We start from the raw sequence: 7475 nt of genomic DNA on the forward strand, positions 1-7475 counted from the left end.
CAATTTCACTTCTTGGTCATATTTTAAAGAAGAATCAGCAATTTCAATTAACAATAAAACATCCGATGGTGTGGGATGATTTCCTAGATAGTCATCAGCACGATTGCGGATAATAGTTATATCTGGTTCAGGCTCACTATTGGGAGCTATAAGGATAGGATCTTGATTTTGTAAAGTAGCAATATTCCCTATTAATTGTGTTAATTCTCGGATTAATCGTCTGTTAAATGTTGAGTGTGATTTACCTTTTGCCGCCATTTCAATTATTTCACCCTTGATCAACTCTGTGCGTTCGTTATCTCCTAAAAAGCTGAGTTCTATCAGGTGATGGTATTCAGCGATTGTAAAACGTTTAGGGGTAGCTACAATCATGAAAATTATCTCTCCAGGAATGAATTTAATTTTGGACAACTACCTTGTTAGCGATCGCCTCACCCACCAACTTCTGCTATACTTGATTTGTAGCGAGCGATCGCATCATCCAATTTTTCTATTGAGTATTAGATATATCTTACTTCCTTTCTGGATGTGCCGCTTCCTCTGGAGACGGAACACCCATTTGATTAATTACCGCAATCATTTGATATAAACGCCCCAAATCCTTTTGATTAAAGTACAAAACAAGGCGGGGTAAATCAGATGTTTCATCTTGTCCTTCTTGCACTAATACTTGACTTTTCTCAATCCGTCCTTTCACCAGAATGTCACTAAAATCAGTATTCAGTTGCTCAATCTCCCTATCCGACAAATTTTGTCTCAAGCGAATCACCAACTTTTCACCCACATAACGACTAGAGTGATAAACTTGGTAAAACTGAGTAATTGCATTACAAGCAACTTCCAAATTATCAGTCACCGTGTAAAGACTAGGATCTTCTGGACTAACAAGATTTGTTTTTACCAATTGCTGGTCTATATATTTACTCCAAGAAAGCCAATAATCCCCACCGGGATGATCAATTAAAACCAGAGGAACAGGTCCAAATTTACCCGTTTGGCTTAAAGTCATACATTCAAAAGCCTCGTCTTGAGTCCCAAAACCCCCAGGAAACAAAGCCACTGCATCACTTTCTTTTAACAGAAATAACTTGCGGGTAAAGAAATACTTAAAGTGAATCAGTTTTGGATCACCGTCAATAAACGGATTAGCCTCTTGCTCAAAAGGTAACTGAATATTTAAACCAAAAGAATGTTCTTTCCCCGCACCTTCGTTACCTGCTTGCATAATTCCACCACCACCACCAGTCATCACCATAAAACCCAATTGAGAAATAGCATGAGCAAAACGAACTGCCATTTGGTATTCTGGGGTTTCTGGTGCTAGACGAGCCGAGCCAAATATAGTTACTTTGCGGACGTGTCGGTAATTATAAAAAAGCTCAAACCCACGTTCCATATCTGCTAAAGAAGCAGATAATATCTTCCAATCGAGACGCTCAATTTCACTATCAGCTAAACGTACTATAGTGGCAAGTGCTTGCTGGATAAACTGCCGATGTTTTAAAGTCGGTAAGCGATCTATTAATTCAGCGATATCCCTTTGGAGAGAATCCAGTATATCAAATGATGCTGATGATGTCATCTAAATTTTGTGTGTAATTTATAGAATATCTTGGTACAACAAGACTCAACTCTTGAGGAGTTTTGTTATGAACCGTGATTTAGCTTTGATCTAGCTTTTGTCTAGTTTGTCCAGAAGGTATGGGTAATTTACTTCCTGGACAAAACCCCGTGATGATCTTTTTGGTGCAATTGCCAGGAAAAAAAGCGGACGTATCTCAACTAAGAGATACTTCCCTAGTAGCCCTTTAATTGTCTATATGTTTTGGAAAGTAGTTTTTTAGAGACGCAGAATTTACGCCTCTGGAACTAATTTACAAATATTCACTTCAAAATTAGAGCAAATAGACAACTCGACAGAATTGTATATCCAGTTGAGGTTCAAAGATACTTTTCTAAGGTGTTAGCTAATGTAGTTTTAGGCACTGCCCCAACGACCATATCCACCTTTTGCCCATCCTTAAAAATCATCAGGGTGGGAATGCTGCGAATGCCGTACTGACTAGCAATCTGAGGATTCTCGTCTGTATTGACCTTCACAACTTTGATTTGTCCGTCATACTGAGTTGCAATTTCTTCAACAACAGGTGCTACCATGCGACATGGGCCACACCAGGGAGCCCAAAAGTCAACTAATACAGGAATACTGCTATCGAGGACTTCTTGCTTAAAAGTAGAATCTGTAACATTTGCGGCTGCTGACATTCCTAAAAACCTTTACCTATTATATTTGGTGAGTTTCGTGAAAATTCTACCATAGCAAAAACATCAGCTTGGAAGTGAAGGATGTACATTTGCAAAGAACTTATATATTAAGTAGGTGGGCGTAATTGTCGTTGGGGCAAGGGAACAGGGAACAGGGAACAGGGAACAGGAAGAGAGTTTTGGGCGATTTTACTTTTCTTCACATACCTTTAATTTTTTCTGTTCATCTACTTATACTAAAAACGGTTGGGACATGGACTTTTACAAAATTACGACAAACCCAGATTTGTAGGGGTTTAGCAATGCTCATTGGTGTCAACTTAAGATTAAATCGGCGGTTAAAAACCGCATCTACACAGGCAAAACCCACCTCCGTGGGTTTCAGATCCTCGATTTTTTCTGAGTCCGCGCAGGCGGACTTTGTTTGTGTAGCCGCGACTTCCAGTCGCCGGGGCTTAAGTTGACACGTATGAGCAGTGCTAAACCCCTACCCACAGAATCAAATAATTAAGCCGTGTTTAGTATACATAAACATAAGGAACCGCCCGAACAGTAGTCCGGGCGGAGTGTGGTGTGAGGAGTGAACGGAAACATGCGTCTCCGCTATTCCTATTGTAGGCGACATATATGATTTTTCCAGCAATTGTTTAAGAAGGTGGAAAAATTTTTTGGGGCAGGAGAAGATTAATCTAATCTTTATCCAGATATGGCCAGTCCCCCTATTTACCCATTCCTAGCTGTTGGGCTTTTTGGTAGACTTTACCTTCAGTTAACAGGGAAGGAGCGATAACTACTTCAACTTGCTGCATTTCTTTAATGTTTTTGGCTCCTAAGGTACCCATGCTAGTTTTTAAGGCTCCTAGAAGATTATGAGTGCCATCATCTAGTCCGGCGGGTCCTGTGAGGATTTGCGCTAGAGTACCGGTTGTACCAACGCGAATACGAGTCCCACGGGGCAATAATGGACTGGGAGTAGCCATACCCCAATGATAACCCCTTCCTGGGGCTTCTGCGGCTCTAGCAAAGGGAGAACCAATCATCACTCCATCAGCACCGCAAGCGATACATTTGCAAATATCGCCACCTGTGATTAAACCACCATCAGCAATGACAGGGACATATTTACCAGTTTCCTGATAATAATCATCTCTTGCTGCGGCACAATCAGCGATCGCTGTTGCTTGAGGAACACCCACGCCCAAAACCCCACGGGAAGTACAAGCAGCACCAGGTCCAATTCCCACCATTACCGCCGCCGCACCCGCTTTGATCAAGTTTAAGGTCACTTCATAGGTAACACAATTTCCCAGCGCCACAGGGATGGGCATAGAACGGCAAAATTCCGCTAAATCTAGTGGGATCATAGACTCTGGGGCAAGATGGTCTGTTGATACCACCGTAGCTTGGATAAAAAATAAATCTGCCCCAGCTTTTGCCACTGCTGCACCATATTTAGCTGCGCTGGCAGGAGTAGCACTCACAGCCGCAATACCGCCTTGTTGTTTAATTTCCTGAATACGTTTTTCAATTAATTCCGGCTTTATTGGTTCAGCATAAAGTTCTTGCATCAAAGCAACAAATTCATCTTTTCCTACAGACGCAATCCGCTCTAATATCGGTTCTGGATCATCATAGCGAGTTTGGATGCCCTCTAAGTTAAGAACGCCTAATGCTCCTAACTGGGACAACCGAACAGCCATATTTACATCCACAACTCCATCCATGGCACTGGCAATTATGGGGATTTCTCGCTCAATATTGCCAATTTTTAGCTTAGTATCTGCTAAACTCGGATCTAGTGTTCTGTTACCAGGGACTAGAGCTATTTCATCAATTCCATAAGCTCTACGAGCTATTTTTCCCCGCCCAAGTTGAATTTCCACGCTTTCACTTTTCTCAAATCTGTTTAAGCTAGGGTATCAAATTGTGGGAAGGTTGGGGGGATTTTTTTATGGGTAATGGGTAATAAAAAATTTATTCCCCCCTGCTTCCCTCACAAGGGTAGGTATTTTACATTGTCGTAAGGGCAAGACTTGGGGGACAAGGTAGACAAGGCGACAAGGGAGAAAAACTGTACAAAGAATGTACGATTGGTCACAAAAACTGAAGCTCAACAGACCATTTTTTGTATAAAATCTTCCTTGTCTACAATACCTCCTTGTCTTCCAAGTCCTGCCTTCACAGATAATATTAAAAACCTACACCTGTCAGAGGGGAGGCAGGGGGGAAGAAGTATGAATTAAAACTTTAGTTCTGGGTCTAAAGCCCTGTTTAAAAGAGGAATTTTATCTTGCGCTATGGGTCTTGATATACTTGACAAGTATACAAAGCTTCAATTCCACGTTTTAAAATGTGGCTTCCTCCTGGCTCTTGAATGATTTAGTTTTATAAGTAATATTTGGCCTCAAATATCCTATACTGGTGATGAGTATTAACTGCTGTAACGCTTTAGCGGTGCTAAACCCCTATTTTTGAACTTCTGGATTCCTGAAAATTATGGCGATTATCTCCTCGAAAAAAAGTGGACAAGAACCCAACAGAGAACCAAAACAGCAGAGGGAGTCAGCAAAAGTACCCCCCGCAGAAAATCTGTTGCAGTCTGAAGCCGCTATTAATGAACAAGGTAAACCAGAAGAGAGTATTCGTCCCCAGCGATTTGCTGATTACATAGGACAAAAGGATTTAAAGGACGTTTTAGATATAGCAATTAAAGCAGCCAAGTCTAGAAATGAAGTGTTGGATCATTTGCTGTTGTATGGACCCCCAGGTTTAGGGAAAACAACAATGGCAATGATTTTAGCATCAGAAATGGGTGTAAATTATAAAATAACTAGCGCACCGGCTTTAGAAAGACCAAGGGATATAGTCGGGTTATTGGTAAATCTCAAAGCTGGAGATGTACTGTTTATAGATGAAATTCATCGTCTATCGCGGATGACAGAAGAAATCCTGTATCCAGCGATGGAAGATTATCGTTTAGATATTACTGTGGGTAAGGGTTCGAGCGCTAGAATTAGGAGTATACCTTTATCTAAGTTTACCTTGGTAGGGGCAACAACCCGCGTCGGTGCCTTGACTTCGCCTTTGCGCGATCGCTTTGGTTTAATTCAAAAACTGCGCTTTTACGAAGTTGAGGAACTAACTCAAATTGTTCTTCGCACTGCTGAATTATTGGAAACCCCAGTTAACTCAAATGGGGCTACGGAAATAGCCAAACGTTCACGGGGAACACCGAGAATCGCTAACAGATTACTCAAACGTGTTCGTGATTATGCAGAGGTGAAATCCTTTACAGAAATTACCGAAATTGTCGCAGCAGAAGCATTGCAACTATTCCAAGTCGATCCTTGCGGTTTAGATTGGACAGATCGGAAAATGTTAAGTGTGATTATCGAAAACTTTAATGGTGGTCCAGTCGGTTTAGAAACCATCGCTGCTACCACTGGAGAAGATACCCAAACCATTGAAGAAGTTTATGAACCATATTTAATGCAAATGGGTTATTTAAGCCGGACACCAAGGGGTAGAATTGCCACTAAAGCAGCCTATCAACACATGGGTTTTAAGCCACCTAATGAGCAGTTATCATTACTTTGACATACTCACCAACCTAAAAGTTAAATGATTAAATTAATTGGTATTTTTCTGAGTATATTCCTGGTGTTCGGTTGGACTGCACCTGCATTTGCACAAACACCAAGTATCACCCCAGAAGAGTTACAAGTGGGGGATGATTTAGCTACTAAAGCATTTGCAGCAACGAATAAAGGTGATTTTGTCACCGCTGAAAGTTATTGGACCGAGATTATTGAAAAATTTCCTACCAATGCGGGAGCATGGAGTAATCGAGGCAATTCTCGCGTTAGTCAAAATAATTTAGCAGCAGCATTAACAGACTACAACAAAGCTGTAGAACTTGCACCCAATGTTACCGATCCTTATTTAAATCGGGGTACAGCCTTAGAAGGATTGGGGAGATGGGAAGAAGCGATCGCCGATTATAATCATGTTTTAGCATTAGATCCTCAAGATGCAATGGCCTATAACAATCGCGGTAACGCTGAGGCCGGATTGGGGAAATGGGAAATAGCGATCGCAGATTATCAAAAAGCCACAGAAATCGCTCCTAATTTTGCCTTTGCTAGAGCTAATTATGCCGTTGCCCTCTATGAAAATGGCCAAATAGACACAGCAATCCGCGAACTGCGAAACATCATCCGCAAATATCCCCAGTTTGCCGATGTACGTGCTGCTTTAACCGCCGCTTACTGGGTAGGAGGACAGAAAGGTGAAGCAGAAAGCAACTGGGTAGCAGCCTATGGACTTGATATCCGTTACAAAGATATAAACTGGGTAAAAAATATTCGTCGCTGGCCACCTAGTTTAGTCTCAGCCTTAGATAAATTTTTGAACTTACAGTAACTCACCAAACCCCTAGAGAAGGCAACAGGGAACAGTCGTCAAATCTTCCCCTAAATATGTCCAGTTTTCAATTATCTAAATTAAATCAAAAAATCTGGATGGAAAAATTTTGTTCTGACGTTTAAATTCTTTCTTCATCAAAGATTTACCTGAATAAAGAATTAGTATAAACTTTAGGATAATAGTTTAACCTCTAAAGTTTGATTTTGCTATCTTTAACAAGGTAGGATTAACCGGCTGTAAAAACAAGCCAAATTTTTCTATCAATTGTTAACGAGGAATGACGGATTTGTTATGTCTCCAAATGAGGTAATCATGGCTCAAATTTCAGAAACCACAGAAACCAACATTTTGTCCCTCAATGGGGCTATCACTGGTAGAAACATTGCTGCAACAGAGTTACGTCCTTGGGGTTCGTTTACAGTTTTAGAAGAAGCTCGCGGATATAAAATTAAGCGCATTGAAGTCAAGCCAGGACACCGCCTCAGCTTACAAATGCACCACCACCGCAGTGAACACTGGATAGTTGTTTCAGGAACAGCTAAGGTAGTATGTGGCGATCGCGAAATTTTGCTCAGTAACAATCAGTCAACCTATGTACCCCAATGCACCCTTCACCGCTTAGAAAATCCTGGAGTGATTCCCTTAGTGTTAATTGAAGTGCAAAATGGCGAATATTTGGGAGAAGATGACATTATCCGTTACCAAGATGATTATGCCCGCACGGAAAAGTAAGGATTAGATGGGGGCAGGGGGCAGGGGGCAGAGGGCAGGGGAAGCAGGGGAAG

The 7475-nt window shown here is 41.4% G+C and carries 7 protein-coding genes; 3 read left to right on the forward strand and 4 right to left on the reverse strand.

Annotated elements, in window-relative coordinates; all coding sequences use genetic code 11:
* The 4 genes from VB711_RS18605 to VB711_RS18620 form a co-directional block, all read right to left on the reverse strand.
* Positions 1–372: Uma2 family endonuclease (locus VB711_RS18605; protein ID WP_323287712.1), on the reverse strand; the 372-nt coding region annotated here is incomplete at its 3' end.
* Between the two features lie 139 nt (positions 373–511).
* Positions 512–1582, reverse strand: a complete 1071-nt coding sequence (locus VB711_RS18610) for an LOG family protein (protein WP_323287713.1) — start codon at positions 1580–1582, stop codon at positions 512–514.
* A gap of 359 nt (positions 1583–1941) precedes the next feature.
* The gene (trxA, locus tag VB711_RS18615; protein ID WP_323287714.1) at positions 1942–2265 is read right to left on the reverse strand and encodes a thioredoxin; all 324 of its coding nucleotides are present in this window, start codon (positions 2263–2265) and stop codon (positions 1942–1944) included.
* 719 nt (positions 2266–2984) lie between these two features.
* Positions 2985–4148 (reverse strand): GuaB3 family IMP dehydrogenase-related protein, encoded by a 1164-nt coding sequence (locus VB711_RS18620; protein WP_323287715.1) that lies wholly within the window; start codon positions 4146–4148, stop codon positions 2985–2987.
* 613 nt (positions 4149–4761) lie between these two features.
* On the opposite strand from VB711_RS18620, the gene ruvB reads away from it, so the two are divergent.
* The 3 genes from ruvB to VB711_RS18635 all read left to right on the forward strand — a co-directional run bounded on the left by ruvB (position 4762) and on the right by VB711_RS18635 (position 7422).
* The gene (gene ruvB / locus VB711_RS18625) at positions 4762–5862 is read left to right on the forward strand and encodes a Holliday junction branch migration DNA helicase RuvB (RefSeq protein WP_323287716.1); all 1101 of its coding nucleotides are present in this window, start codon (positions 4762–4764) and stop codon (positions 5860–5862) included.
* 24 nt (positions 5863–5886) lie between these two features.
* Positions 5887–6687 (forward strand): tetratricopeptide repeat protein, encoded by an 801-nt coding sequence (locus tag VB711_RS18630; protein ID WP_323287717.1) that lies wholly within the window; start codon positions 5887–5889, stop codon positions 6685–6687.
* Positions 6688–7002: 315 nt separating this feature from the next.
* Positions 7003–7422: a phosphomannose isomerase type II C-terminal cupin domain gene (locus VB711_RS18635; protein WP_323287718.1), complete on the forward strand. Its 420-nt coding sequence runs from the start codon at positions 7003–7005 to the stop codon at positions 7420–7422.
* The last annotated feature ends 53 nt before the right edge of the window (positions 7423–7475 follow it).

Source organism: Cronbergia sp. UHCC 0137 (genome assembly GCF_034932285.1).
GTDB lineage: Bacteria > Cyanobacteriota > Cyanobacteriia > Cyanobacteriales > Nostocaceae > Cronbergia.